Here is a 25,118-nt window from a genome sequence, read left to right as displayed (position 1 = left end):
CGATGGACTTCATCAGTGAGTGGTTCTGGTTTTTCCTGTGCCTGCCGGTTGCCGCGATCGCCGGCTGGGTGATTGGTCGCCGCAGTGGCCAGCGCCACAGCGAGAATCAGGTCACTCGACTTTCCAGTACCTATTTCCGTGGCTTGAACTATCTGCTCAACGAGCAGCCGGACAAGGCCATCGAGTTGTTCCTGCACATTGCAGAGCTGGACAAGGAAACCTTCGAAACCCAGGTTGCGTTGGGACATCTGTTCCGCCGCCGTGGCGAAGTGGATCGTGCGATCCGCCTGCATCAAGGGCTGGTCAACCGCAATGATCTGAGTGATACGCAGCGCGTGCAGGCATTGCTTGCGCTCGGCGAGGACTATATGAAGTCCGGCCTGCTGGATCGCGCCGAAACCGTATTCACCGAGTTGGCGCAGCTCGATCAGCGTGCCCCGCAGGCCTTGAAGCATCTGATCGGCATCTATCAGGCCGAGCGCGATTGGGAAAAGGCCATCGAGAACGCAACCCGCTATGAAGCGGTTACCGACGAGCCGATGGGCAAGCTGATCGGGCAGTTTGAATGCGAACTGGCCGAGCGCTACCGCGCGGCCGGGCGGCTGGATGATGCACGTGCGGCGATCAATCGGGCCAATGTCGCTGATGCGATGAGCGTGCGCGCCGGCATCATCGAAGGTCGTCTGGAAAGTGATTTTGGCAATGACGAGGCGGCGGTGCGCGCGTTTGAGCGGGCGGCACGCAATGACCCGGACTACCTGCCCGAGATCCTGCCACAGCTGCTGAAGAACTACCGCAATGTTGGTGATCTCGCCGGCGCCCGCGCGTTCCTGGCGGAGATGACCGAGCACTATCGCGGCATCGCACCGGTACTGGCGCTGACCCGCTTGATGGAGGAGCAGGAAGGGCCGGCGCCTGCGCGTGCCTACCTCGGGCGCCAGCTCAAGGATCGGCCATCGGTGCGGGGCGAGTCCGCCTTGATCGACCTGACCTTGGCCGAAGGTGCTGATCCGGTCGCGACGTTGCAGGATCTGAAGCACATTACCGATCAATTGCTGGTCCGCAACCCGGCCTATCGTTGCACGCGCTGCGGCTTTGGTGCGCGTACGCACCACTGGCAATGTCCCAGTTGCAAGGAGTGGGGTACGGTCAAGCCGCTATTGAACTTTGCGGTGCTCTGAGTGCTGGAACCGCATTACTGGGTGGTACTGCTGGTATTGCTTATAGCAGCGGCGGTGACTTGGCTGGCGATCCGCTACGCGCGTTGGCGGCAATTGATTGATCAGCCCGGTGAGCGGCGCAGTCACAACGTGTCGACCCCACGTGGTGGTGGTGTCGGCATTGTGGTTTCGCAGTTGCTGGCCTGTGTTCTGGGTGCGCTGTTGTTGCCTGGTCATGCGCTTGTTCTGCTGGTGTACGCGCTGGGCCTGTTGATGGTGGCAGGGATTGGCTGGTGGGACGATCACCGTTCGCTGCCTGCGTTGCCGCGTTTGTGCGTCCATCTATTGGCCGGGTTGATACTCGCGGTCTTGGTCTGGTTGGGCACCGGTAGTCTGCTGAAAGCGGTGTTCTGTTTTGGGCTGGCTGTGTCGCTGGTGAACATCTGGAACTTCATGGATGGCATCAATGGCTTGGCCACTACCCAGGCCATTCTGGTCGGGCTGGGCTCGGCGTGGTTGCTGCCTGTGCCCTATGCGTTGGCCGGCTGGGTACTGGCAGCTGGCTGTGCGGGGTTCTTGCCGTTCAACTTCCCGCGGGCTCGGATCTTCATGGGCGACGTTGGCAGTGGCGCGCTCGGCTATCTGGTGGCGGGTCTGCTGGCGCTTGGGCTGAGTGTTACCGACGCAGCGCCGGTACTGTGGCTGATGCTGCCAGCGGCATTTCTGGCTGATTCGGGCTTCACTCTGTTGTCACGCATGCTGAAAGGCGAGCCTTGGATGCAGCCGCACACCCAGCATCTTTATCAGCGCTTCGTGAAACGTGAATACAGTCACGCAGCTGTTACGCTGGGCTATTCGCTCTTCAGTGTTGTGGGGCTTACACTTGCAGCGGAATTTTCAAGGCTTCCCCTAGGTTGGGGGTGGGCAGGGGGTGTTGCCTGGCTGGTTGCTACGGCACTGGCATGGGCGTTCCTGCGTGCTAAGGCACTTAATTAAGGACAGAGTTTTCTATGGCGTCTTGGTTCGAGCGCTTTGTAGGCGGTGGTCCACGCTACGCGGTGATGCTGCACGACCTGGTCATGGTGTGGGTGTGCTGGCAGTTGCTGCTGATGGCGCGCTTTGCCTTGCTGGATGCCGGTCCTGTGCATCCGTGGTTCTCGCTTGATGTTGCGGCAGTCATTGCGATCCAGGCGGTCGCCTTCTGGAGGGTTGGGCTGTACCGAGGCCTGTGGCGATTTGCGTCGGTTGCCGATCTGATCAACATCTTCAAGGCCAGTTTCATCGGGCTGTTGGCGATAGTTGTGGTGTTCTCCTACCGTCGTTTGGAAGGCATTCCCATTTCTGTCTTGGTGGTCTACCCGTTCGCGTTGTCTGCGATGTTGGGTGGGCCTCGTCTGCTTTACCGTGCCTGGAAGGATTATCAGGCGCAGCATTCGGATGCTCGTGCACGGCGCGTGCTGGTGCTGGGGGCCGGCCAGGCAGCTGAATCATTGATCAAGGACCTGCGTCGTTCTGGCGACTATGAACCGGTGGGTTTGCTGGATGACTCGCCCCATCTACAGGGAGCCTGGTTGCACGGCGCGGCAATTCTCGGCACCTTGGACGAGGTTGCGGTGGTTGCCAGGGAGACCAGCGCCAAACTTCTGGTTATTGCTATTCCAACGCTTGATGCGGCAGGTATGCAGCGCGTGGTTGCGCTTTGCGAAAGTACCGGCTTGCCGTTCCGCACGGTTCCGCGTTTGACCGATATTCTGGAAGGCAGCTCGCTGCCGGGCCAGCTCAAAGAAGTCGCCATCGAGGATCTGCTTGGGCGCAAGCCCATCCTGCCGGACTGGGAGCTGTTGCGCAGTTGGCTGCGCGGACGTACGGTGTTGGTGACTGGCGGCGGCGGCTCGATTGGTTCGGAACTTTGTCGCCAATGTGCGCGGCACGGTGTATCGCGCATCGTGGTCCTGGAAATCAGCGAATTGCTGATGATCAACATCCAGGCGGAACTGAACAGGAGCTTCCCGGATATGGAGGTCCATGGCGTGCTCGGCGATTGCGGTGATCCTGCAGTCATCCGGCACGCGCTGCGCAGTTACAATCCGGATACCGTGTTCCATGCAGCGGCTTACAAGCAGGTGCCCCTGCTGGAGGCACAGTTGCGTGAAGCTGTGCGCAACAACACCCTGTCGACCGAGTGTGTTGCAACCGCCTGTATTGAGTCGCGGGTTGAGAACTTCGTGTTCATTTCCACCGACAAGGCGGTTGATCCGGCCAATGCGCTGGGTGCAACCAAGCGCTACGCCGAGATGATCTGCCAAAGCTTGAATCGGCGCAGTGCCCACACCCGCTTCGTCACCGTCCGCTTTGGCAATGTGCTGGGCTCGGTGGGGAGCGTGGTGCCGATGTTCCGTGAGCAGATCCGCAAGGGCGGCCCGATTACTGTCACTCATCCCGACGTAAGTCGTTATTTCATGACGATTCCGGAGGCCTGTCTGCTGATTCTGCAGGCGGCGGCATCGTCTTCACGCGGTGCGATCTATATGTTGGACATGGGCGAGCCCGTGTTCATCCGCCACCTTGCCGAACAGATGATCCGGCTGGCGGGCAAGCAGCCTGGGATCGATATTCCGATCCTCTACACCGGTTTGCGCCCAGGTGAGAAGCTGCATGAGAGCTTGTTCTACGCCGACGAAAATTGCCAGCCGACGGCGCACCCGAAAGTATTGGCTGCCGGGGTGCGCGAGTTCTCTCCCGAGCTGGTGTTGAACAACGTGACGGCGCTAAGGAAGGCGGTTGCGGCCTATGACATCGAGGCGATGCGTAATATCCTTGCGACAACCATTCCCGAATTCATGTCTGCGGAAGACGCAGCGGGGCAGACGGGCAGAGCCAACATCGTTCCGTTTCCCAACCCAAAAGAGGCTGGAAGAAGTCACTGATGCAAGCTCGAATTAGGAAAGCAGTGTTTCCCGTTGCTGGCCTTGGAACGAGGTTCCTGCCAGCCACAAAAACCGTGCCGAAGGAAATGCTTCCGATCATCGATAGGCCACTGATCCAGTACGCGGTGGATGAGGCGATTGAGGCCGGTTGCGATACGCTGATCTTCGTCACCAACCGCTACAAGCATGCGGTGGCCGACTACTTCGACAAGGCTTACGAGCTGGAACAGAAGCTCGAACGTGCAGGCAAGCAGGAGCAGTTGGAACTGATCCGCCACGTACTGCCCAAGGGCGTGCGTGCGGTGTTCGTGACCCAGACTGAGGCCTTGGGGCTCGGTCATGCTGTGCTTTGTGCCAAGGCAATTGTCGGTGACGAGCCGTTCGCCGTGCTGCTGCCTGACGACCTGATCTGGAATCGCGGCGAAGGCGCGCTCAAGCAGATGGCTGACCTCAACGAAGCCAGCGGTGCCAGTGTCATTGCGGTGGAAGACGTGCCGCATGACAAAACCGGTAGCTACGGCATCGTTGCGACTGATAAATTCGATGGTCGCAAAGGGCATATCACCCAGATCGTCGAGAAGCCCAAGCCGGAAGATGCGCCGAGCGACCTGGCGGTTGTTGGCCGCTATGTGCTCAGCCCGAAGATCTTTGAGTTGCTTGAAGCTACCGGTACTGGTGCCGGTGGCGAGATCCAGCTGACCGATGCGATTGCACAGCTGCTCAAGATCGAGCAGGTGGATGCGTACCGCTTTGAGGGTACGCGTTTTGACTGCGGTACCCATCTGGGCCTGATTGAGGCGACCGTGCGTTTTGCGCTGGAGAATGAAAAGCTGGCTGGGCCGGCACGCGCGGCGATGCAGAAGATGCTGGCGGAGTAAGCGGCGGGAATAATCTGGAGGCTGACGTCTTCTGTCAGTCGGGTGGAGTGGAGAAGCAGCCGCAAGGCTGCTTTTCTGTTTCTGGCGCAGGGCTGCTGCACGCAAGGTCCGCGCGAAGAGCTGCCCCTCTCCCCACCCCCTCTCCCGCAGGGGGAGAGGGGCTTGAATCGCTGCGAGCGCGGGCATTCCCGGCAACTGCAGCTGTAGCGCCTCTCCCCCTGCGGGAGAGGGGGTGGGCTTCGCGATGAACTACCCAAAAAGAAGGCGGCCTGAAGACCGCCTTCTTCAATCAACAGCGCAGAAAATCGCTTACAGCGATTCAAAGATACCCGCAGCGCCCATGCCTGTACCGATACACATGGTCACCATGCCGTACTTCTGCTGGCGACGGCGCAGGCCATGCAGCAGGGTGGCGGTACGGATCGCGCCGGTGGCACCCAGCGGGTGACCCAGGGCGATGGCGCCGCCCAGCGGATTGACCTTGGACGGGTCCAGGCCGCAATCGCGGATGACCGCCAGCGACTGCGCGGCGAAGGCTTCGTTGAGCTCGATCCAGTCCAGCTGGTCCTGACTCAGGCCGGCCTGCTTCAATGCCTTCGGGATCGCCGCGATCGGGCCGATGCCCATCACTTCCGGGCGCACGCCGGCGACCGAGAAGCTGACGAAGCGGGCAAGCGGGGTCAGGCCGTAGTCCTTGATCGCCTGCTCCGAGGCCAGCAGCACCGCACCGGCACCGTCGCTCATCTGCGAGGAGTTGCCAGCGGTGACCGAACCGCCGAACTGGCCGTTGCGGAACACCGGACGCAGTTTGGCCAGCCCTTCCGCGGACGAATCCAGGCGCGGGCCTTCGTCGGTATCGGCAATCTTGTTGCGGGTGATGATGCGCTTGCCGTCGGCCAGATCAGGCAGGTGCGAGACGATGTCGTAGGGGCTGATCTCGTCCTTGAACTCGCCGTTCTGGATCGCGGCGATGGCCTTCTGGTGCGAGGCCAGGGCGAACGCGTCCTGCTCTTCGCGCGAGACCTTCCATTCCTCGGCGACCTTCTCGGCAGTGATGCCCATGCCGTAGGCAATGGCGACGTGGTCGTTGTCGAACACGCTCGGTGCCATCGCGATCTTGTTGCCCATCATCGGCACCATCGACATCGACTCGGTGCCGCCGGCCAACATCAGGTCGCTGTTGCCCAGACGGATCTGGTCGGCGGCCATCGCAACGGCCTGCAGGCCGGACGAGCAGAAACGGTTCACCGTCTGCGCGGCAATGGTGTTGGGCAGGCCGGCCAGCAGCACGCCGATGCGCGCCACGTTCATGCCTTGCTCGGCTTCAGGCATGGCGCAGCCGATGATGGCGTCGTCGATGCGGTTGACGTCCACGCCCGGGGCCTGTGCGACCACGGAGCGGAGCACGTGGGCGAGCATGTCGTCCGGACGGGTGTTGCGGAACATGCCCTTGGGCGCCTTGCCAACCGGGGTGCGGGTGGCGGCGACGATGTAGGCGTCCTGGATTTGCTTGGTCATTGCAGTGATCTCTTCAATAGGTGTGAGCGTGAGGGCGGGCGAGGGCAGCGCTGGCAGCACCGCCCCGAGGCACGCTCACTCAGTTCCGCAGCGGCTTGCCGGTGGTCAGCATGTGCGCGATGCGGGCCTGGGTCTTTTCCTGCTGGGCCAGTTCGACGAAGTGCTTGCGCTCCAGGGTCAGCAGCCACTCTTCGTCGACCACGGTATTGCGGTCGACCTTGCCGCCGCACAACACGGTGGCGATGCGCTCGGCGATCTCGTAGTCGTAGGGGCTGATGAAGCGGCCTTCCAGCATGTTGACCAGCATCATCTTGAAGGTGGCGATGCCGACGTCACCGGCCACGCGGATGCGGCGTGCCGGCATCGGCGGACGGTAGCCGCCTTCGGCCAGCGCGGTGACTTCGGCCTTGGCGATGTGCAGCAGCTCGAAGCTGTTGAACACCACCTTGTCGGTGCCGCGCATCAGGCCCAGTTCCTTGGCGTTGACTGCCGAGTTGGAGACCTTGGCCATGGCGACGGTTTCGAAGGTCTTCTTCAGCTCGGCGAACACGTCGCCGTCCGGGCCGGCCGCCTGCGAGGCACGCACGGCGATTTCCTTCAGGCCGCCACCGGCCGGCAGCAAGCCAACGCCGGCCTCCACCAGGCCGATGTAGCTCTCCAGCGCCGCAACCGACTTGGCAGCATGCATCTGGAATTCGCAGCCGCCGCCCAGCGCCAGGCCACGCACTGCAGTGACTACCGGCACGGTGGCGTACTTGATGCGCTGGCTGGTGCGCTGGAAGTTGGCCACCATTGCCTCGAACTCGGCGAACTTGCCGGCCTTCAAGGCGCCCAGTGCGCCGGACAGATCGGCACCGGCGGAGAAGGGCTCCTTGTTCTGCCAGATCACCACGCCCTTGAACTGCTTCTCGGACAAGGCAATCGCGTGCTGGATGCCGTCCAGGACCTGGTCGGAGACGGTGTTCATCTTGGTCTTGAAGCTGATGACGCCGATGCCGTCGCCGTCGGTCCACAGGCGGATGCCGTCGTTCTCGAACACGGTTTCGCCCTGCGCGAACTTCTCGCCCAGCAGCGCATCCGGGAAGCGCTGGCGCTGGTACACCGGCAGCGACGAGCGCGGCACCAGTGCATTCTGCGACGGGCTGTAGCTGCCTTCTGCGGCATGCACGCCGTCACGGCCGTCCAGCACCCAGGCCGGCAGCGGGGCATTGCTCATGCTCTTGCCGGCCGCGATGTCGTCGGCGATCCACTGCGCCACCTGCTTCCAACCGGCAGCCTGCCAGGTCTCGAACGGGCCCAAGGACCAGCCGTAACCCCAGCGGATCGCCAGGTCGACGTCGCGCGCGGTTTCGGCGATGTCGGCCAGGTGGTAGGCGCTGTAGTGGAACAGGTCGCGGAACGTCGCCCACAGGAACTGCGCGTGCGGGTGCTGGCTCTCGCGCAGCTTGGCGAACTTCTCGGCCGGGTTCTTGATCTTCAGGATCTCGACCACTTCCGGTGCGGCCGCGCGATCGGCCGGACGGTAGTCCTGCTTCTCAAGGTCGACGACCATGATGTCCTTGCCGACCTTGCGGAAGATGCCGGCGCCGGCCTTCTGGCCCAGTGCACCCTTGCCGATCAGCGCGCCCAGCCATGCCGGCGCGTTGAAGTACTTGTGCCACGGGTCGTCGGGCAGGGTGTCGCCCATGGTCTTGATGACGTGGGCCATGGTGTCCAGGCCGACCACGTCGGAGGTGCGATACGTAGCCGACTTCGGGCGGCCCACCAGCGGCCCGGTCAGGCCGTCCACTTCGTCAAAGCCCAGGCCGAACTGCTGGGTGTGGTGGATGGTCGACAGGATCGAGAACACGCCGATGCGGTTGCCGATGAAGTTCGGGGTGTCCTTGGCGTAGACCACGCCCTTGCCCAAATTGGTGGTCAGGAAGGTTTCCAGGCCTTCCAGCACCGACTTGTCGGTGGTCTTGGCCGGGATCAGCTCGGCCAGGTGCATGTAGCGCGGCGGGTTGAAGAAATGCACGCCGCTGAAGCGGTGGCGCAGTTCTTCCGGCAGCACGTCGGCCAGCTTGTTGATGCCCAGCCCCGAGGTGTTGGAGGCCAGCACCGCGTGCTCGTTCACGAACGGCGCGATCTTCTTGTACAGGTCCTGCTTCCAGTCCATCCGTTCAGCGATGGCTTCGATGATCAGGTCGCAGTCGCGCAGCTGTTCCAAGCCGGAGTCGTAATTGGCCGGAGTGATGGCTTCAGCCAGCGCCTTGCTGGCCAGCGGGGCTGGGCTCAGCTTGCCGAGGTTGGCAATGGCCTTGAGCACGATGCCGTCGGCAGGACCTTCCTTGGCGGCCAGGTCGAACAGCACGGTGTCGACGCCGGCATTGGTCAGGTGGGCGGCGATCTGCGCACCCATGACGCCTGCGCCAAGAACGGCGGCGCGGCGGACAAGCAGGGAATTGGACATATCGATAAACCTTTGGTCTGCGATGACGGTTGGATCAGGGAACGACGGGGGAGGTCGGATTACGCACGCTGGCGCGGAACCCGGCTTCGGCGAAATGGATCAATTCCTGCGCGGCCTTGCTGCGGTGCTCGGCCTCGCTGATGTTGTGGGGGCGCTTGATGAGCCCGAAATCGGCCATGGCATAGGTCAGCGAACCGGCCAGGAAGTCCAGGCGCCAGTACAGCTCTTCCTTGCTCAGGCCCGGGATGCAGGCGTCGATGGCTTTGCCGAACTCGCGCAGCACATGGCCGTAGTGGTCGGACAGAAACTTGCGCAGGTTGTCGTTCTTCTCCGCATAGGCGCGGGCGATGACGCGGACGAAGGCACCGCCGCTCTGGCGGTCCTGGGCCAGGGCCAGCGCCGGTTCGACGAAGGCTGCCAATACCGCGCGCAGGTCGCCGGGCTGGCTGCTGCGTGCCAACTGCAGTTGGCCCAGGCGGGCGGCGGTCATCTCGTCCATGCGGCGGCGGAAAACTTCATTGACCAGGTTGTCCTTGGACCCGAAGTGGTAGTTGACCGCAGCAATGTTTACATCGGCGTGACTGGTCACCTGACGCAGGGAGGTGCCGGCAAAGCCGTACTGGGCGAACAGTTCCTCGGCCGCGCCGAGGATGCGGTCCTTGGTGGAGAAGCTGGCGGGTTTGCCCATGGCTGGCTCAATCAATCAAACGATTGTTTGGATCCTACGCTCGGCCGCCCGCTCGGGTCATGCTGCGTCGCAGCATCGTTCATCTGCCGCTGTGCAAACGCCGGGGTCACCCGGTAGAATTAGCCACCGCAATTCAGGCTAAGCCCGCGTCCGCACGCGGGTTTTTTCATGTACCCTCGGGCCGACCGGCCCACTACCGGAGAATTTCCATGGCGCTCGAGCGCACTCTTTCCATCATCAAGCCCGACGCCGTTGCCAAGAACGTGATCGGTGAAATCTACGCCCGCTTCGAAAAGGCCGGCCTGAAGGTTGTCGCTGCAAAGTACAAGCAGCTGTCGCGCCGTGAAGCCGAAGGCTTCTACGCCGTGCACCGCGAGCGTCCGTTCTTCAACGCGCTGGTCGAGTTCATGATCTCCGGCCCGGTGATGATCCAGGCCCTGGAAGGCGAGAACGCCGTCCTGGCCCACCGCGACCTGCTGGGCGCCACCAACCCGAAGGACGCAGCGCCGGGCACCATCCGCGCTGATTTCGCTGATTCGATCGACGCCAACGCCGCCCACGGTTCGGATTCGGTCGAGAACGCAGCCAACGAAGTGGCTTACTTCTTTGCTGTCACCGAAGTGGTTTCGCGTTAATCAGAGGTTGAAGTCGTGAACGAGGTCGTACAGACACCCGCCATCCAGCCGTTGCCGAAAACGGCAGCCACCGCTGGCAAGCAGAACCTGCTCGACCTTGATCGCGCGGGCCTGGAAAAGTTCTTCGTCGAAACCCTCGGCGAGCAGAAGTTCCGTGCCCACCAGGTGATGAAGTGGATCCACCATCGCTACGTCACCGATTTCGATCAGATGACCGACCTCGGCAAGTCGCTGCGCGCCAAGCTGCAGCAGCATGCCGAGGTCGTCGTCCCGAACATCGTGTTCGACAAACCCTCCGCCGACGGCACCCACAAGTGGTTGCTGGCGATGGGCGTGGATGGCAAGAACGCCATCGAAACCGTCTACATCCCGGATAAGACCCGCGGCACGCTGTGCGTGTCCTCGCAGGTTGGCTGTGGTTTGAACTGCACCTTCTGTTCGACTGCTACCCAGGGCTTCAACCGCAACCTGACCACCGCCGAAATCATCGGCCAGGTGTGGGTTGCCGCACGCCACCTGGGCAACGTGCCGCACCAGATGCGTCGTCTCACCAATGTGGTGATGATGGGCATGGGCGAGCCTTTGATGAATTTTGACAACGTCATCCGCGCAATGAGCATCATGCGCGATGATCTGGGTTACGGCCTGGCCAACAAGCGCGTGACCCTGTCGACCTCGGGCCTGGTGCCGCAGATCGATCGCCTCTCGGTCGAGAGCGATGTGTCGCTGGCCGTGTCGCTGCATGCGCCTAACGACGAACTGCGCGAGACGCTGGTGCCGCTCAACAAGAAATACCCGATTGCCGAGCTGATGGCTTCCTGCGCGCGCTACCTGCGCGGCAACAAGAAGCGCGATTCGGTGACCTTCGAATACACCCTCATGAAGGGCATCAACGACCAGCCTGAGCATGCCCGCCAGCTGGCGCGGCTGATGCGCCAGTTTGACAACGCGGTGCAGGCCAAGGACTCGGGCAAGGTCAACCTGATTCCGTTCAACCCGTTCCCGGGCACGCGCTATGAGCGCTCGGACGAAGAGCAGATCCGGGCGTTCCAGAAGATCCTGCTGGATTCACAGGTGCTGACCATGGTGCGGCGTACGCGTGGCGACGACATCGATGCTGCCTGCGGCCAGCTCAAGGGCCAGGTCATGGATCGTACCCGTCGCCAGGCCGAGTTCAATCGTCTGCTGCAGGAACAGGAAGGCGGGGATGCGGTCGCCTGATCGCTGGTTGTTGCTGTTGGCGCTGGTTGCGCTCATTGCAGCGTGCGGGCGGGGTAATCTCAAAATTACCGGCGCCGAATCGGTAGCGCCGGACTACAGCATCAAGCAGGACAAGGGCGCGAACAAGCGGATGCGGTATCAGGAATTCCTGAGGTTGTCCGGCGACCGTTTTGGCCGTGGCCAGCTGGAGGAAGCGCTGCAGTTCGCGCGCTCAGCACAGAAGCTGGAGCCTGGATTGCCTGACGCCTACACCATGCAGGCGGTGGTCGAGGGGCAGAAGGGTAACGCCGAGGCTGCGGGTGCGCTGTACCGCAAGGCGGCCGAACTGGGCCCGCAGCAGGGCGATGTACTCAATAATTACGGGGCTTGGCTGTGTGGTAGCGGCCACCCGGCAGAGGCCTTGGTCTGGTTTGATCGGGCCTTGGCTGATCCGAACTATGGCGGGCGCGCAGACGCCTTGGCCAATGCTGGCGGCTGCGCACTGGATGCTGGGCAGCGCGAACGGGCCGAGGACAATCTTCGCCAGGCACTGGCGTTGGCACCGGATAATGCTTATGCGCTTGAGGCCATGACCCGCAATGAAGTGCTGCACGGTCGCTATTTTGAGGCCAGGGCCTTCTACCAGCGGCGTTTGGCGGCTGCGCCAGCCACGGTTTCCGTGTTACAACTTGCCATTCAGATTGAAGAGCGACTCGGCGACAGGACGGCTGCCGGTCGGTTCCAGCAGCGGTTGCGCGAAGAGTTTCCTTCGCCAGCAACCTCGAATCCCCAAGGCTGATGCATTGTGATCAATGATCCGGGTGTAAATGCTTTAGATGGTGTAGTGGGTTGTGGTGAGCAGCTGCGCAGGGCGCGAGAGGCTGCCGGCTTGTCCTTGGATCAGGTTGCTGCCCAGCTGCGCATGCCTCAGCAGGTAGTTGCCGCGCTGGAGGATGAGCAATGGTCGCGTTTGGGTGCATCGGTATTCGTGCGCGGTCAGCTGCGTAGTTACGCGCGCTTGCTGAAGGTTGATCTGGGGGGCTTGCTGGAACAGGCGCGGATCGCACCGATCGAGCCGCCCAAGCTGGTCAGTCATACGCATACCCCGCGACTGCGGCGGGCGGCCGAGAGTATCGGGCGCCGAGCGGTTTATGTGGTGATCACGGCAGTGCTGGCGGTGCCGGTCTGGTATGTGATCAGCGGCAATTCCAATAGCGCCCCGCCCAGTACGGCTTCGTTGGACGTGGTGCCATCACCGGCGGCAGCGGTTGCCGGGCAGTCGGTCGCGCCTGTTCAGGCTGCAGCTGCAGTGCCGGCGCCCGATACTGGCCCCTACATTGCCTCGATGGCTCCCATGGCGCGTCCCGTCACTACCGCTCCGTCGGCATTGACCCTGAGTTTCAAGGGTGACAGCTGGGTGGATATCACCGCTCCAGATGGCACGACCGTCGAAAAAGCCCTGATACGCGCCGGTGAAAGTCGTAGCTTCGCAGCAGGTCAGGTGGGGCGCATGGTGCTGGGCAATGCAGCCGAGGTTGAGGTTCAGCAGGCGGCGGGTAACGTCGACCTGGCTCCTTACAAGCGCGGCAATGTGGCCCGCTTTACGGTATCCTCTGAAGGCTCCGTGGCGCCGGTTTCACACTGAAACCAGGCGTCTGACAAAACAACAAGGCTCCCCGCCAGGGTGAGCGAGAGTACGCATGGCGATTGACGACCTGCTCGACGAGCACGAACAAAGCGAACGTGTCCGCACGTGGCTGCGCAAGAATGGCGCCGGAATTCTCGGCGGAGTAGTTCTCGGCATTGGCGCTATTGCCGGTTGGCAGTGGTGGCAGAAAGAACAGGTCGGCAAGCTTGCCGAGGCCAACGTCCGTTACGAAGCTGTCTCCCGCAGCCTGCAGTCCAAGAATCTGGACGAGGCGGCCAAGGAGGTCGCGGCACTGGGTGGCAGCAAGGCCAGCATCTATGCCGATCTGGCATCGCTGGAACTGGCCAAGGCCCAGGTTGAAGCGGGCAAGTACGAGGACGCGATCAAGACCTTGCGTGCGCTCAAGACCGAGGGCGAGTTCAAGGCCTTGATCGACCAGCGCATTGCGCGTCTGCTGATTGAAACCGGTAAGCCGCAGGACGCTGCCGCCTTGTTGGGCAAGGCCGACGACAGTGCGGGTCTGGAGATCCGTGCCGACGCCCTGATGGCGCAGAGCAAGCGTGATGAAGCGCGCGAGCTGTACACCCAAGCGCTGGCCAAGCTGGACGTGGCTGCACCGCAGCGCCGCTTGCTGGAAACCAAATTGATGGACGCCGGCGGCACCGTGGCTGATCCTGCAGCGGAGAAGAATTGATGAAGTTCAAGCAAGTTGCAGGCATTGCCTTGATGGCAGTGGCATTGACCGGCTGTTCCACCGTCAAGGGTTGGTTCGCAGGCAAGGACGCGGCGGCCAAGAAGGCGCTGGAGCCGGCTGAACTGACCAAGTTCGAGCCGACTGCCAAGGTCAACAAGATCTGGTCGGCAAACGTTGGCAAGGGCGAAGGCCGTATCGGTCTGCGTCAGGCGCCGATCGTGGCCGATGGTCGCGTATATGCGGCAGCGGTGCAGGGCGGCGTGCATGCGCTGGACCTGCAGACTGGCAAGGAAATCTGGGAATACAGCCCGGCCAAGGAAAAGAAGAAGCCCAAGCTGCGTCTTTCCGGTGGTCCGGGCGTTGGCGATGGCTTGGTGGTGATCGGTACGCTGGACGGGCAGGTGATTGCGCTGGACGCGGCCAATGGCAGTGAAAAGTGGAAGTCCAAGGTCACCGGCGAAGTGATTGCCGCTCCAGCCGTTGCCCAGGGCCTGGTGTTCGTGCGCAGCAACGATGGCCGCACCACCGCACTTGATGCGGCAACGGGCGAGCAGCGCTGGTTCAACTCGCAGGAACTGCCGTCCTTGACCGTGCGTGGCAACGCGCCGGTCGTGGCTGGTCCGGGTGTATTGTTTATCGGCAACGACGACGGCACCGTCGCCGCGTTGGCAATGCAGGATGGCCGCCCGTTGTGGGAACAGATGGTGGGTACGCCGGAAGGCCGTACCGAACTGGAGCGCATGGCTGACATTGATGGCGCGCCGGTTCTGGAAGGCAACACGCTGTACGTGACCAGCTTCAAGAACGAAACCATGGCCATTGAAGGCCCGACCGGTCGTCCCATGTGGTCGCGTGACCACGGCGGTGGCGGTGGTGTTGCGGTGTCCTCGGGCAATGTCGTGGTCACCGATGGCAAGGGTGTGGTGTACGGGCTGGACAAGACCTCCGGCTCGGCAATGTGGTCACAGCAGGCGCTGGCGCGCCGCTCGCTGACCGGTGCCGCCATCCAGGGCGACTATGCCGTGGTGGGGGACTACAAGGGATATCTGCATTGGCTGCGGTTGAGCGATGGCGAGTTGGCAGCGCGTGAGAAGAGCGGTGGTGATGCTCTGCTGGCGCAGCCGGTCGTCGCTGACGGCATCCTGCTGGTGCAGAACGTTGATGGAAAGCTGACCGCATTCCGGTTGGCCCAATAAGGAGTCATAGCGATGCTGCCTTTGGTCGCCCTGGTTGGACGACCGAACGTCGGTAAGTCCACCATTTTCAATCTGTTGACCCGTACGCGCGATGCGCTGGTGCATGACCAGCCGGGTGTTACCCGCGATCGCAATTACGGTGTTTGCCGTCTAGATGAGGACAATCCCTTCCTGATCGTCGATACCGGTGGTATCGCCGGTGAAGAGGAAGGGCTGGCTGGCGCCACTGCGCGCCAAGCCCGTGCCGCCGCCGGTGAGGCGGATCTGATCGTATTTGTTGTTGACGCGCGTGATGGCACGTCGGCCCTGGATGACGAGATCCTGTCTTGGCTGCGCAAGCTTGCGCGGCCTACCTTGCTGTTGATCAACAAGATCGACGGTACGGACGAACATGCCGTTCGTTCGGAGTTTTCCCGTTATGGCTTCAGCGAGATGTTGACTGTCTCTGCCGCGCATCGGCAGGGCATCGATGATCTGGTTGAAGAGGTTGTCGGACGCCTGCCGGAAGAAGGCACGGCCGAGACCCTGGATAACGATCCGAACCGCATCCGCATTGCTTTCGTTGGCCGCCCCAATGTGGGCAAGTCGACGCTGGTGAACCGCATCCTCGGTGAGGAGCGGATGATCGCCTCGGAAGTGCCCGGTACCACCCGCGATTCGATCGCGGTTGATCTGGAGCGCGACGATCAGCTGTACCGTTTGATCGACACCGCCGGTTTGCGTCGCAAGTCGCGCGTGGACGAAGTGGTCGAGAAGTTCAGCGTGGTCAAAACGCTGCGCTCGATCGAGCAATGCCAGGTGGCGGTGCTGTTGCTGGACGCCCACGAAGGCGTGACCGACCAGGACGCCAGCGTGCTGGGTGCGGTGTTGGACGCTGGCCGTGCCCTGGTCATTGCGATCAACAAGTGGGACGGCCTGAGCGAGTATGACAAGCAGCAGGCTGAAACCCTGTTGTCGCTGAAGCTGGGCTTCGTGCCGTGGGCCGAGAACGTGCGGATTTCCGCGCTGCATGGCTCGGGCCTGCGCGAGTTGTTCAAGGCGATTCACCGGGCACATGCCTCCGCAACGCACGAGTTCAGCACGGCCGAGGTCAACAAGGCGCTGGAAATCGCCTATGAGACCAATCCGCCGCCGAGCATCCGTGGTCATGTCTCCAAGCTGCGTTATGTGCACCCGGGTGGCAGCAATCCGCCGACCTTCATCGTGCACGGTACGCGCCTGAAGGAGCTGCCGGATTCGTATAAGCGCTATCTGGAAAACTTCTTCCGCAAGCGTTTCAAGCTGGTGGGTACGCCGGTGACCTTCCTGTTCCGTGAGGGTGCCAACCCGTACGAGGGCAAGAAGAACGTGTTGACGGACCGTCAGGTCAAGGCCAAGCGGCGTCTGATGAAGCACGTCAAGGGCAGGAAGTGATTCAGGCCCGGAGCGCGGTTCAAGCGTACTGAGTGATGTAGACAAAAGCGGCCGAAAGGCCGCTTTTGGTTTTGGCGCGGGGTAAGGTGCTCGGTTTGGTCGAAGTCGCCGAGCAAGGGTTCTGCCATTCCCGCTTGCGCGGGAATGACGAGCTCAAGAAGCCCAAAGCTCAAAGACACTTCTGTCGTCCACCCCTGTTTGGCCGATAATCCAGCCATGAGCATCCGCGAACTGACCCCGGAACAGGCCCGTGCCCGCCACGCAGATGGCGCATTGCTGATCGACGTGCGCGAGGTGCACGAGCGGGCAGGCGGCATGGCCGAAGGCGCAATCGGCATTGCAAAGGCAGCGCTGCTGGCCAGTCCTGCGTTGCACCTGCCAGCCCCCGAGCGCGAGATCCTGCTGATCTGCCAGAGCGGCAAGCGCTCGGCCGACGCCGCGCTGGCGCTGCAGGACGCCGGCTACACCGATCTGTCTTCGGTGAGTGGAGGCACGGTTGCGTGGCGGACTGCGGGTTTGCCCTTGGTCCAGCCGATGCTGGATGCCGGCGAGCGCGACTTCTACGACCGTTACTCGCGGCACCTGCTGCTGCCGCAGGTAGGCGAAGCTGGCCAGCGCCGTTTGCAACAATCCAGGGTGCTGGTGCTGGGTGCGGGTGGGCTTGGCGCTCCGGCGGCGTTCTATCTCGCCGCAGCAGGGGTGGGCAGGCTGCGTATCGTCGACGACGACGTGGTCGAGCGCAGCAACCTGCAGCGGCAGATCATCCACACCGAAGCGGCCTTGGGTACAGCCAAGGTAGACTCCGCACGGCAGCGCCTGTTGGCCTTGAATCCGCACATCGGCGTCGAGGCGATCACCGAGCGTGTCACCTCGGCCAATATCGATGCCCTGCTGCAGGACGTGGACGTGGTGCTGGATGGCTCGGACAACTTTCCGCTGCGCTACCTGCTCAACGATGCTTGCATCAAGCACGCCAAGCCCTTGGTCTACGCCGCCATCGAGCGCTTTGACGGGCAGGTGAGCGTGTTCGATGCCGGTCGCCAGCGCGGTGTTGCACCGTGCTACCGCTGCCTGTTCCCGGAGCCGCCACCGCCTGAATTCGCCCCCAACTGTTCCGAGGCCGGCGTGCTGGGCGTGTTGCCGGGGCTGGCGGGGGTGATGCAGGCAACCGAGGTGTTGAAGCTGCTGCTGGATATTGGCGAACCGTTGACCGGGCGTCTGCTGCGCTTCGATGCCCTGCAGATGCGCTTCCGCGAAACCCGCGTGCATGCCGACCCGGCCTGTCCGTTGTGTGCCCCTGGCGTGCCATTCCCCGGATATATCGACTACGCAGCGTTCTGTTCGCATTCGCCATGAGGTGAAATGCCGTAGGCGCTGATCGGTTCTGCAGCTTTTTTGCTTTATCGTTCACCTGGGCGATTACAAGGTAATGTGGCATGGCAGCGGAATCCTCGCAGGAATTGGTAAAGGTAGTTGCCCTGTTGGGCGCTGCGGTGGTGGCTGTGCCCTTGTTCAGGCGCCTCGGCCTGGGCTCGGTGCTGGGCTACTTCGTTGCCGGCCTGGCCATTGGCCCGTTTGGATTTGGCTGGTTCTCTGATCCACAGGCCATCCTGCATGTGGCCGAGTTGGGCGTGGTGATGTTCCTGTTCGTGATCGGCCTGGAAATGCGGCCGTCACATCTTTGGAGCCTGCGTGGCGAGATCTTTGGTCTGGGCACGGCGCAGATCGTGACCTGTGCGCTGGTGCTGACCGGCGTCGCGATCCTGTTCGGCTACCGCCCGCAGATCGCCTTCATCGCTGCCGCTGGTTTCGTGCTGACCTCCACTGCGGTGGTGATGCAGCTGTTGGGGGAGCGCGGTGACCTGACCCTGCCATCCGGGCAGAAGATTGTTTCCATCCTGCTGTTTGAAGACCTGTTGATCGTGCCGCTGCTGGCCGTGGTTGCGTGGATGGCACCGGCGCAGATCGGGGCGCACGAAGGTTCGCGTTGGGCAAGCATCGCCATCGGTGCGGGCGCCATTGTTGGTCTGGTGCTGGTAGGGCGCTATCTGCTCAACCCCTTGTTCCGCATCCTGGCTGCTGCCAAGGCGCGTGAGGTGATGACGGCGGCGGCGTTGCTGGTTGTGCTGGGTGCGGCACTGTTGATGCAGCTCGGCGGGCTGTCGATGGCGATGGGGGCGTTCCTGGCCGGCGTGCTGCTGTCCGAATCCACCTTCCGGCATCAGATCGAAGCGGATATCGAGCCGTTCCGCGGCATCCTGCTTGGCCTGTTCTTCCTCAGCGTTGGCATGGCCCTGGACCTGTCGGTGGTGGCGGCCAACTGGAAGGTGATCGCGTTGCTGGTGCCGGCGATGATGCTGGCCAAGGCGATCTGCATCTACGGCGTGGCGCGGGTGATGGGCAGTGATCATCGGCAGGCCTTGGACCGTGGCGTGTTGATGGCGCAGGGCGGCGAGTTCGCCTTCGTTCTGTTTGCCGCCGCCGCGACTACCGGCGTGATCGATGCCAAGGTCAATGCCAACCTCACCGCGGTGGTGGTGCTGTCGATGGCGCTGACGCCGCTGTGCATGCTGGTCTATCGGCTGCTGGTAAAGGAAGGGCAGGTCTCCGTCGACGATGTGGATGCGGCCGACGGGCTCACGGGCAGCGTGCTGGTGATCGGTTTCGGGCGCTTCGGCCAGGTGTCCAGCCAATCGCTGCTGGCGCGCGATGTGGACGTGACCATCATCGACAACGATATCGACATGATCCGCAGCGCTACGCGGTTCGGATTCAAGATCTACTACGGCGATGGCACTCGCTTGGATGTGCTGCGCGCCTCCGGTGCCGAGACCGCTCGCGCAATCGCGGTCTGCGTGGATGACCGCGCAGCTGCGGATCGCATCGTCGAGCTGGTGCGACATGAGTTCCCGCTGGCCAAGCTGCTGGTGCGCTCGTTCGACCGCGAGCATTCGCTGTCATTGATTCATGCCGGCGTGGATTTCCAGATCCGTGAAACCTTCGAGTCGGCGGTGGAGTTTGGTCGCGCGGCGCTGATGCAGCTGGGTGTGGATGAGGACGAGGCTGATGTGGTCGCGCGCGAAATCCGCCGACGCGATGCCGAACGTTTTGAGCTGGAAATGGCCGGCGGCGGGCTGCAGGCTGACACCGGGCTGATGTACCGCAATACGCCCGGAGCACCGACGCCGACGCCGTTCACCCCGCCGCGGCGTGAAGCGCGTCCGCTCAATCCTGACGCCATTGCCGGGGCAGGGGAGCCGGTCGCCGCCGATTCAGGCGGGGCGACAGGGCCATGACAAGGTGTGGCGGTGGCCGGAATCAGGGACAATAGCCGCCCCCGTGTTCACCGCCATACCCCATGACTGTCCTCGCCGACGCCTCCACGCAGACCTCCCGCATCCTTGATGGCCGCCGCATCGCCGAGGAACTGCTCGACGATTTGAAGGTGCGCGTCGACGCCCGCCTGGCCGCTGGTGGCGCCCGGCCCGGTCTGGCGGTGGTGTTGGTGGGCGGTGACCCGGCGTCTTCGGTGTATGTGCGCAACAAGCGTCGCGCGGCCGAAAAGGTCGGCATCGAAGCCTTCGACTACGATCTGCCGGAAGGTACCAGTTAGGCCCAGTTGCTGGAGCTGATCGATCAGCTCAACGCTGATCCCAAGATCCACGGCATCCTGATCCAGCTGCCGCTGCCGGGCATCCCCGATGCCAACCGCCTGATCCAGCGCATCGATCCGCGCAAGGACGTGGATGGTTTCCACCCGCAGAACGTGGGTCACCTGGTGCTGCGCGAGTTCGGCCTGCGCCCGTGCACGCCGCGCGGCATCACCACGCTGCTCGGCCATACCGACCAACCGGTGCGTGGCCGCAATGCCACCATCGTTGGTGTCAGCAACCATGTCGGCCGGCCGATGGGGCTGGAGCTGCTGATCGCCGGTTGCACGGTGACCAGCTGCCACAAGTTCACCCCCAAGGACGTGCTGGAACAGGCCGTGCGCAACGCTGACATCCTGGTCGTCGCAGTAGGCATCCCGCAGTTGATTCCGGGTGAATGGGTGAAGCCGGGCGCGGTGGTGATCGATGTCGGCATCAACCGCCTGGACGATGGCCGCCTGGTCGGCGATGTCGGCTTTGAAGCGGCAGCGCAGCGCGCCAGTTGGATCACCCCGGTGCCGGGCGGTGTTGGCCCGATGACGGTGGCCACGCTGATGCAGAACACGATCGAGGCGGCCGAGGCCAGCGCCGAGGGGTTGAAGTTCTAAGCTCCTGTAGTGCCGAGCCGTGCTCGGCAGAGGCTTTCCCCGTACAGCATCAGCGTAGTGCCAAGCCATGCTCGGCAAGGGACTTTCGCTGTAACGCTCCTGCCGAGCATGGCTCGGCACTACAGGGCGTGATCCCTGAACACCTCCCCGCCAGCGCGACACTGCGTCGCACTTGCCCCCTGACATCGGCGGGCAAATAAGGGTAAAATGTCGCGCTTCCCCACATCTACCGGGCACGCCGATGCTGCGCATCCAGGCTGAAGCACTAACGTACGATGACGTTTCCCTCGTCCCCGCTCACTCCATCGTTCTGCCTAAGGACGTTGACCTCGGCACGCGGCTGACGCGCGACCTGCGGTTGAAGTTGCCGATTGTCTCGGCCGCCATGGATACCGTCACTGAAGCTCGCTTGGCCATCGCCATGGCCCAGATCGGCGGCATCGGCATCCTGCACAAGAACCTGACCGTCGAGCAGCAAGCTGCCGAAGTGGCCAAGGTCAAGAAGTTCGAATCCGGCGTCATCCGCGACCCGATCACCGTTGGTCCGGAAACCACGATCCGTGACGTGTTGGCCCTGACCCAGGCGCACAACATCTCCGGCGTGCCGGTGGTTGGCAGCGATGGCCTGCTGGCCGGCATCGTCACCCACCGTGACATGCGCTTTGAAACCGAGCTGGACGATCCGGTCCGCCACATCATGACCAAGAAGGATCGCCTGGTCACGGTGAAGGAAGGCGCGGCCTCGGACGAAGTCCTGTCGCTGCTGCACAAGAACCGCATCGAAAAAGTCCTGGTGGTCAACGACGCGTTCGAACTGCGCGGCCTGATCACGGTCAAGGACATCCAGAAGAAGAGCGACAACCCCAACGCTGCCAAGGACGCCGCAACGCGCCTGCTGGTTGGTGCTGCGGTCGGCGTTGGTGGTGACACTGATCGCCGCGTCGAAGCGCTGGTCGCCGCCGGCGTGGACGTGCTGGTGGTCGACACCGCGCACGGCCATTCGCAGGGCGTGCTGGACCGCGTGCGTTGGGTGAAGAAGAACTTCCCGAACGTACAGGTCATCGGCGGCAACATCTGCACCGGCGACGCTGCTCTGGCATTGCTGGATTGTGGCGCCGATGCGGTCAAGGTCGGTATCGGCCCGGGTTCGATCTGCACCACGCGCGTTGTCGCGGGTGTTGGCGTGCCGCAGATCACCGCGATCGACCTGGTTGCCGAAGCGCTGCAGGATCGCATTCCGCTGATCGCCGACGGTGGCATCCGTTACTCCGGCGACATCGGCAAGGCGCTGGCCGCTGGTGCGTCGACGGTGATGATCGGTGGCCTGCTCGCAGGCACCGAGGAATCGCCGGGCGAAACCGAACTGTTCCAGGGCCGCTCCTACAAGAGCTACCGTGGCATGGGGTCGCTGGCTGCGATGGAGAAGGGTTCCAAGGACCGTTACTTCCAGGACGCCGCCACCGCCGACAAGCTGGTGCCGGAAGGCATCGAAGGTCGTGTGCCGTATCGCGGCCCGGTTGGCGGCATCATCCACCAGCTCATCGGTGGCCTGCGTGCGACCATGGGCTATGTGGGCTGCGCCACCATCGAAGAAATGCGCACCAAGCCGAACTTCGTCAAGATCAGCGGTGCCGGCCAACGTGAGAGCCACGTCCACGACGTGCAGATCACCAAAGAGCCGCCGAACTACCGCGCTTGATGCGGTAAGCAGAAGAGGAACGTGGACCTGGTCCCGTTCCTCTTTCTCTATCCGCCATTTGTTTTGCATCGACTCCCGTTTTCATTGATCACTTGCCGGGCTTTATGACCAACATCCATAACGACAAGATCCTCATCCTCGATTTCGGCGCACAGTACACGCAGCTGATCGCGCGCCGCATCCGCGAGTTCGGTGTGTACTGCGAAATCTGGGCATGGGACCACGATCCGGCCGAGATCGCCGCCTTTGGTGCCAAGGGCATCATCCTGTCCGGCGGCCCGGAAACCACCACGCTGCCCGGCGCGCCGGCTGCGCCGCAGGAAGTGTTCGACAGCGGCCTGCCGCTGCTGGGCATCTGCTACGGCCTGCAGACCATGGCCAAGCAGTTGGGCGGTGGCACCGAAGCGGCTGACCAGCGCGAGTTCGGCCATGCAGAGGTCAAGCTGCTCGGCAACGACGCACTGTTGGGTGGCCTGTCCGACCACAACGGCGAGCCGCGCCTGGACGTGTGGATGAGCCACGGCGACCACGTCACCCACGTGCCGCCGGGCTTCGCCATCACTGCCGTGACCGACCGCATCCCGGTGGCCGCGATGGCCAACGAAGACAAGCGTTGGTACGGCGTGCAGTTCCACCCGGAAGTGACCCACACCAAGCAGGGCTCGGCACTGCTGAAGCGCTTCGTCACCGATATCTGCGGCTGCGCCACGCTGTGGACCGCGGCCAACATCATCGACGATCAGATCGCCCGCGTGCGCGAGCAGGTTGGCAGCGATGAAGTGATCCTCGGTCTGTCCGGCGGCGTTGATTCCTCGGTGGTCGCAGCACTGCTGCACAAGGCCATCGGCACCCAGCTGACCTGCGTTTTCGTCGACACCGGCCTGCTGCGCTTCCAGGAAGGCGACCAGGTCATGCAGATGATGGCCGAGAACATGGGCGTCAAGGTCGTGCGCGTGAATGCCGCCGACCGCTACTTCAAGGCACTGGAAGGCGTCAGCGATCCGGAAGCCAAGCGCAAGATCATCGGCAACCTGTTCGTCGAGATCTTCGATGAAGAGTCCAACAAGCTCAGCAACGCCAAGTGGCTGGCGCAGGGCACGATCTATCCGGACGTGATCGAGTCGGCCGGCAGCAAGACCGGCAAGGCACACGTCATCAAGAGCCACCACAACGTGGGCGGCCTGCCGGAAGACATGAAGCTCAAGCTGGTCGAGCCGCTGCGCGAGCTGTTCAAGGACGAAGTGCGCCGCCTCGGCGTCGAACTCGGCCTGCCGCGCGCGATGGTCTACCGCCATCCGTTCCCGGGCCCGGGCCTGGGTGTGCGCATCCTCGGTGAAGTGAAGCGTGAGTACGCCGAGCTGCTGGGCAAGGCCGACGCGATCTTCATCGAAGAGCTGCGTGCCGCCGACCTGTATGACAAGACCAGCCAGGCGTTTGCCGTATTCCTGCCGGTCAAGTCGGTTGGCGTGGTTGGCGATGCACGTGCCTATGAGTGGGTGATCGCACTGCGCGCAGTGGAGACCATCGACTTCATGACCGCGCATTGGGCGCACCTGCCGTACGACTTCCTCGGCCGCGTCTCCAACCGCATCATCAATGAACTGCGTGGCGTCTCGCGCGTGGTATACGACATCTCCGGCAAGCCGCCTGCGACGATCGAGTGGGAATGATGGAGTGCGTGGCACGGCGCGGTAGCAACTGGCGATAACAAGGCAGTTGTTCACATAGTGCGCGGTGCCATCCACTGAGCAACCCGCAATCCGATGCCAGACCTCTGGCATCGGATTTTTCTTTTGTGGGAGCGGCGTAAGCCGCGAAGCAAGCGCATCATCAGATGACACGGGTGCCCGGAGAGATCGAACAGCGTCAGCTTCGCGGCTTACGTCGCTCCCACAGGCCAGCGCTTTGCCTGAGGACAGCTGCATTGAGCGCGATGCGGGAATTGCGTCACCCTGGGTAAGTCTGATCCGGCACTCGACCCTTCACTGCATTGGCGCGAGCATGGCAAGTGATACGCCCTTCGGTGTCCGCTGCTAGACGAGCACTGATCCGATCCTTCAGCAAGGCGTGCTCCCCGGCGCTCATTGCCGCTAGCGTCGAGCCGACGCTGGGCGCACCGAGCGCCGTGGACCAGAAATCCTCGAAGTCGGCGAAGGTGCGGGACACGTCGATTTCGCGGGTTTCAATCGCCTCCAGGCCCGCGTCGCTCCACAACTGCCGCAATACCTCGATCCGCGAAGCCTCAGGACTGGGCGGCGACGGAACGGTATGGCCAAGCCCGCGCATCTCAGCCAGCAACATCTCATAGGGGAATCCGCCACCCGGCATGTCCCAGGCGTATGCGGCGACGCTGCCGCCCGGACGAACCACGCGTGCCATTTCGGCCGCGCCGCGAGCAGGTTCGGGGACAAAGAAAATCACCAACGGCATCACCGCGACATCGAAGGTAGAAGCCGGGTAGGGCAGGGCCATCGCATCACCTTGTTCAAACACTGCTGCCTGCAGCGCTGGCTGGGCTTGCGCATAGGCGAGCTGTTCGCTGGATGGGTCCACACCATGCAGCGACGCCGGCGCGCAGCGTTCGGAGATCATCTCGGTGAAAGCGCCGTTGCCACAGCCGACGTCAAGCCAATGCTGCTGTGGTGCCGGGGCTAGCCAATCGAGAAATACCTCGCCGGCGAGCTGGCTCCAAACACCCATGTAGCGCTCATAAGTAGCGCCATCGCGAAAGCGGATTTCGTTGGTCGTCATA

Annotated in this window: 19 protein-coding genes and 1 pseudogene; 16 read left to right on the top strand and 4 right to left on the bottom strand. The window is 62.9% G+C overall.

The window, feature by feature from the left end:
- Positions 1–2: 2 nt before the first annotated feature.
- The 4 genes from lapB to galU are packed head-to-tail and all read left to right on the top strand — an operon-like array spanning position 3 to position 4,965.
- Complete coding sequence (gene lapB / locus ACVOMF_RS05035) at positions 3–1,181, top strand: lipopolysaccharide assembly protein LapB (protein WP_481508284.1); 1,179 nt, start codon at positions 3–5, stop codon at positions 1,179–1,181.
- A complete protein-coding gene (locus tag ACVOMF_RS05030) occupies positions 1,182–2,156 on the top strand; it encodes an MraY family glycosyltransferase (protein ID WP_481508283.1) in 975 nt (324 codons plus the stop codon).
- Between the two features lie 14 nt (positions 2,157–2,170).
- Positions 2,171–4,087, top strand: a complete 1,917-nt coding sequence (locus ACVOMF_RS05025; RefSeq protein WP_481508282.1) for a polysaccharide biosynthesis protein — start codon at positions 2,171–2,173, stop codon at positions 4,085–4,087.
- The gene (gene galU, locus ACVOMF_RS05020; RefSeq protein WP_481508281.1) at positions 4,087–4,965 is read left to right on the top strand and encodes a UTP--glucose-1-phosphate uridylyltransferase GalU; all 879 of its coding nucleotides are present in this window, start codon (positions 4,087–4,089) and stop codon (positions 4,963–4,965) included. The genes ACVOMF_RS05025 and galU overlap by 1 nt, the downstream gene beginning before the upstream one ends.
- A gap of 309 nt (positions 4,966–5,274) precedes the next feature.
- Here the strand turns inward: galU and ACVOMF_RS05015 are convergent, their stop codons facing one another.
- The 3 genes from ACVOMF_RS05015 to ACVOMF_RS05005 all read right to left on the bottom strand — a co-directional run bounded on the left by ACVOMF_RS05015 (position 5,275) and on the right by ACVOMF_RS05005 (position 9,623).
- The gene (locus ACVOMF_RS05015; protein ID WP_481508280.1) at positions 5,275–6,483 is read right to left on the bottom strand and encodes an acetyl-CoA C-acyltransferase; all 1,209 of its coding nucleotides are present in this window, start codon (positions 6,481–6,483) and stop codon (positions 5,275–5,277) included.
- Positions 6,484–6,562: 79 nt separating this feature from the next.
- Positions 6,563–8,935 (bottom strand): 3-hydroxyacyl-CoA dehydrogenase/enoyl-CoA hydratase family protein, encoded by a 2,373-nt coding sequence (locus ACVOMF_RS05010; protein WP_481508279.1) that lies wholly within the window; start codon positions 8,933–8,935, stop codon positions 6,563–6,565.
- A 34-nt stretch (positions 8,936–8,969) separates the two neighbouring features.
- Positions 8,970–9,623 (bottom strand): TetR/AcrR family transcriptional regulator, encoded by a 654-nt coding sequence (locus ACVOMF_RS05005; RefSeq protein ID WP_282267645.1) that lies wholly within the window; start codon positions 9,621–9,623, stop codon positions 8,970–8,972.
- Positions 9,624–9,832: 209 nt separating this feature from the next.
- Between ACVOMF_RS05005 and ndk the strand changes: the two genes are divergently transcribed.
- The 12 genes and pseudogenes from ndk to guaA all read left to right on the top strand — a co-directional run bounded on the left by ndk (position 9,833) and on the right by guaA (position 24,036).
- Complete coding sequence (ndk, locus tag ACVOMF_RS05000; protein ID WP_481508278.1) at positions 9,833–10,258, top strand: nucleoside-diphosphate kinase; 426 nt, start codon at positions 9,833–9,835, stop codon at positions 10,256–10,258.
- Positions 10,259–10,273: 15 nt separating this feature from the next.
- The gene (gene rlmN / locus ACVOMF_RS04995) at positions 10,274–11,479 is read left to right on the top strand and encodes a dual-specificity RNA methyltransferase RlmN (protein ID WP_481508277.1); all 1,206 of its coding nucleotides are present in this window, start codon (positions 10,274–10,276) and stop codon (positions 11,477–11,479) included.
- A 7-nt stretch (positions 11,480–11,486) separates the two neighbouring features.
- Positions 11,487–12,257 (top strand): type IV pilus biogenesis/stability protein PilW, encoded by a 771-nt coding sequence (gene pilW, locus ACVOMF_RS04990; protein WP_481508295.1) that lies wholly within the window; start codon positions 11,487–11,489, stop codon positions 12,255–12,257.
- 6 nt (positions 12,258–12,263) lie between these two features.
- A complete protein-coding gene (locus ACVOMF_RS04985) occupies positions 12,264–13,103 on the top strand; it encodes a helix-turn-helix domain-containing protein (protein ID WP_481508276.1) in 840 nt (279 codons plus the stop codon).
- Positions 13,104–13,158: 55 nt separating this feature from the next.
- Positions 13,159–13,800, top strand: coding sequence for a YfgM family protein (locus ACVOMF_RS04980; RefSeq protein ID WP_481508275.1), 642 nt, complete (start codon positions 13,159–13,161; stop codon positions 13,798–13,800).
- The gene (bamB, locus tag ACVOMF_RS04975; protein ID WP_481508274.1) at positions 13,800–14,996 is read left to right on the top strand and encodes an outer membrane protein assembly factor BamB; all 1,197 of its coding nucleotides are present in this window, start codon (positions 13,800–13,802) and stop codon (positions 14,994–14,996) included. Before ACVOMF_RS04980 ends, bamB begins: the two co-directional genes overlap by 1 nt.
- A 12-nt stretch (positions 14,997–15,008) precedes the next feature.
- The gene (gene der, locus ACVOMF_RS04970; RefSeq protein WP_481508273.1) at positions 15,009–16,409 is read left to right on the top strand and encodes a ribosome biogenesis GTPase Der; all 1,401 of its coding nucleotides are present in this window, start codon (positions 15,009–15,011) and stop codon (positions 16,407–16,409) included.
- Between the two features lie 216 nt (positions 16,410–16,625).
- Positions 16,626–17,765 (top strand): molybdopterin-synthase adenylyltransferase MoeB, encoded by a 1,140-nt coding sequence (moeB, locus tag ACVOMF_RS04965; RefSeq protein WP_481508272.1) that lies wholly within the window; start codon positions 16,626–16,628, stop codon positions 17,763–17,765.
- Positions 17,766–17,845: 80 nt separating this feature from the next.
- On the top strand, positions 17,846–19,705 hold the full coding sequence (locus ACVOMF_RS04960) for a monovalent cation:proton antiporter-2 (CPA2) family protein (protein WP_481508271.1): 1,860 nt from the start codon (positions 17,846–17,848) through the stop codon (positions 19,703–19,705).
- Between the two features lie 62 nt (positions 19,706–19,767).
- Positions 19,768–20,667 (top strand): annotated as a pseudogene (gene folD, locus ACVOMF_RS04955) (bifunctional methylenetetrahydrofolate dehydrogenase/methenyltetrahydrofolate cyclohydrolase FolD).
- 241 nt (positions 20,668–20,908) lie between these two features.
- Positions 20,909–22,366 carry an IMP dehydrogenase gene (gene guaB, locus ACVOMF_RS04950; RefSeq protein ID WP_481508270.1) on the top strand — a complete coding sequence of 486 codons (1,458 nt, stop codon included), beginning with the start codon at positions 20,909–20,911 and terminating at the stop codon, positions 22,364–22,366.
- 104 nt (positions 22,367–22,470) lie between these two features.
- Positions 22,471–24,036, top strand: coding sequence for a glutamine-hydrolyzing GMP synthase (gene guaA / locus ACVOMF_RS04945; protein ID WP_282272199.1), 1,566 nt, complete (start codon positions 22,471–22,473; stop codon positions 24,034–24,036).
- 277 nt (positions 24,037–24,313) lie between these two features.
- Here guaA and ACVOMF_RS04940 read toward each other — a convergent pair whose 3' ends face one another.
- Positions 24,314–25,117, bottom strand: coding sequence for a class I SAM-dependent methyltransferase (locus ACVOMF_RS04940; RefSeq protein WP_481508269.1), 804 nt, complete (start codon positions 25,115–25,117; stop codon positions 24,314–24,316).
- Position 25,118 lies beyond the last annotated feature (1 nt).

It is taken from the genome of Stenotrophomonas sp. STEN022 (genome assembly GCF_056760155.1).
The sequence above is the reverse complement of the archived record's forward strand: the minus strand, read 5'-3'. Positions and strand labels throughout refer to the sequence as shown.

What these genes read in the sequence shown, in the direction of transcription:
- lapB (WP_481508284.1), top strand. Translation starts at nt 3, where the DNA reads ATGGACTTCATCAGTGAGTGGTTCTGGTTTTTCCTGTGCCTGCCGGTT.
- ACVOMF_RS05025 (WP_481508282.1), top strand. Translation starts at nt 2,171, where the DNA reads ATGGCGTCTTGGTTCGAGCGCTTTGTAGGCGGTGGTCCACGCTACGCG.
- galU (WP_481508281.1), top strand. Translation starts at nt 4,087, where the DNA reads ATGCAAGCTCGAATTAGGAAAGCAGTGTTTCCCGTTGCTGGCCTTGGA.
- ACVOMF_RS05015 (WP_481508280.1), bottom strand. Translation starts at nt 6,483, where the DNA reads ATGACCAAGCAAATCCAGGACGCCTACATCGTCGCCGCCACCCGCACC.
- ACVOMF_RS05010 (WP_481508279.1), bottom strand. Translation starts at nt 8,935, where the DNA reads ATGTCCAATTCCCTGCTTGTCCGCCGCGCCGCCGTTCTTGGCGCAGGC.
- ACVOMF_RS05005 (WP_282267645.1), bottom strand. Translation starts at nt 9,623, where the DNA reads ATGGGCAAACCCGCCAGCTTCTCCACCAAGGACCGCATCCTCGGCGCG.
- ndk (WP_481508278.1), top strand. Translation starts at nt 9,833, where the DNA reads ATGGCGCTCGAGCGCACTCTTTCCATCATCAAGCCCGACGCCGTTGCC.
- ACVOMF_RS04980 (WP_481508275.1), top strand. Translation starts at nt 13,159, where the DNA reads ATGGCGATTGACGACCTGCTCGACGAGCACGAACAAAGCGAACGTGTC.
- bamB (WP_481508274.1), top strand. Translation starts at nt 13,800, where the DNA reads ATGAAGTTCAAGCAAGTTGCAGGCATTGCCTTGATGGCAGTGGCATTG.
- der (WP_481508273.1), top strand. Translation starts at nt 15,009, where the DNA reads ATGCTGCCTTTGGTCGCCCTGGTTGGACGACCGAACGTCGGTAAGTCC.
- moeB (WP_481508272.1), top strand. Translation starts at nt 16,626, where the DNA reads ATGAGCATCCGCGAACTGACCCCGGAACAGGCCCGTGCCCGCCACGCA.
- ACVOMF_RS04960 (WP_481508271.1), top strand. Translation starts at nt 17,846, where the DNA reads ATGGCAGCGGAATCCTCGCAGGAATTGGTAAAGGTAGTTGCCCTGTTG.
- guaB (WP_481508270.1), top strand. Translation starts at nt 20,909, where the DNA reads ATGCTGCGCATCCAGGCTGAAGCACTAACGTACGATGACGTTTCCCTC.
- guaA (WP_282272199.1), top strand. Translation starts at nt 22,471, where the DNA reads ATGACCAACATCCATAACGACAAGATCCTCATCCTCGATTTCGGCGCA.
- ACVOMF_RS04940 (WP_481508269.1), bottom strand. Translation starts at nt 25,117, where the DNA reads ATGACGACCAACGAAATCCGCTTTCGCGATGGCGCTACTTATGAGCGC.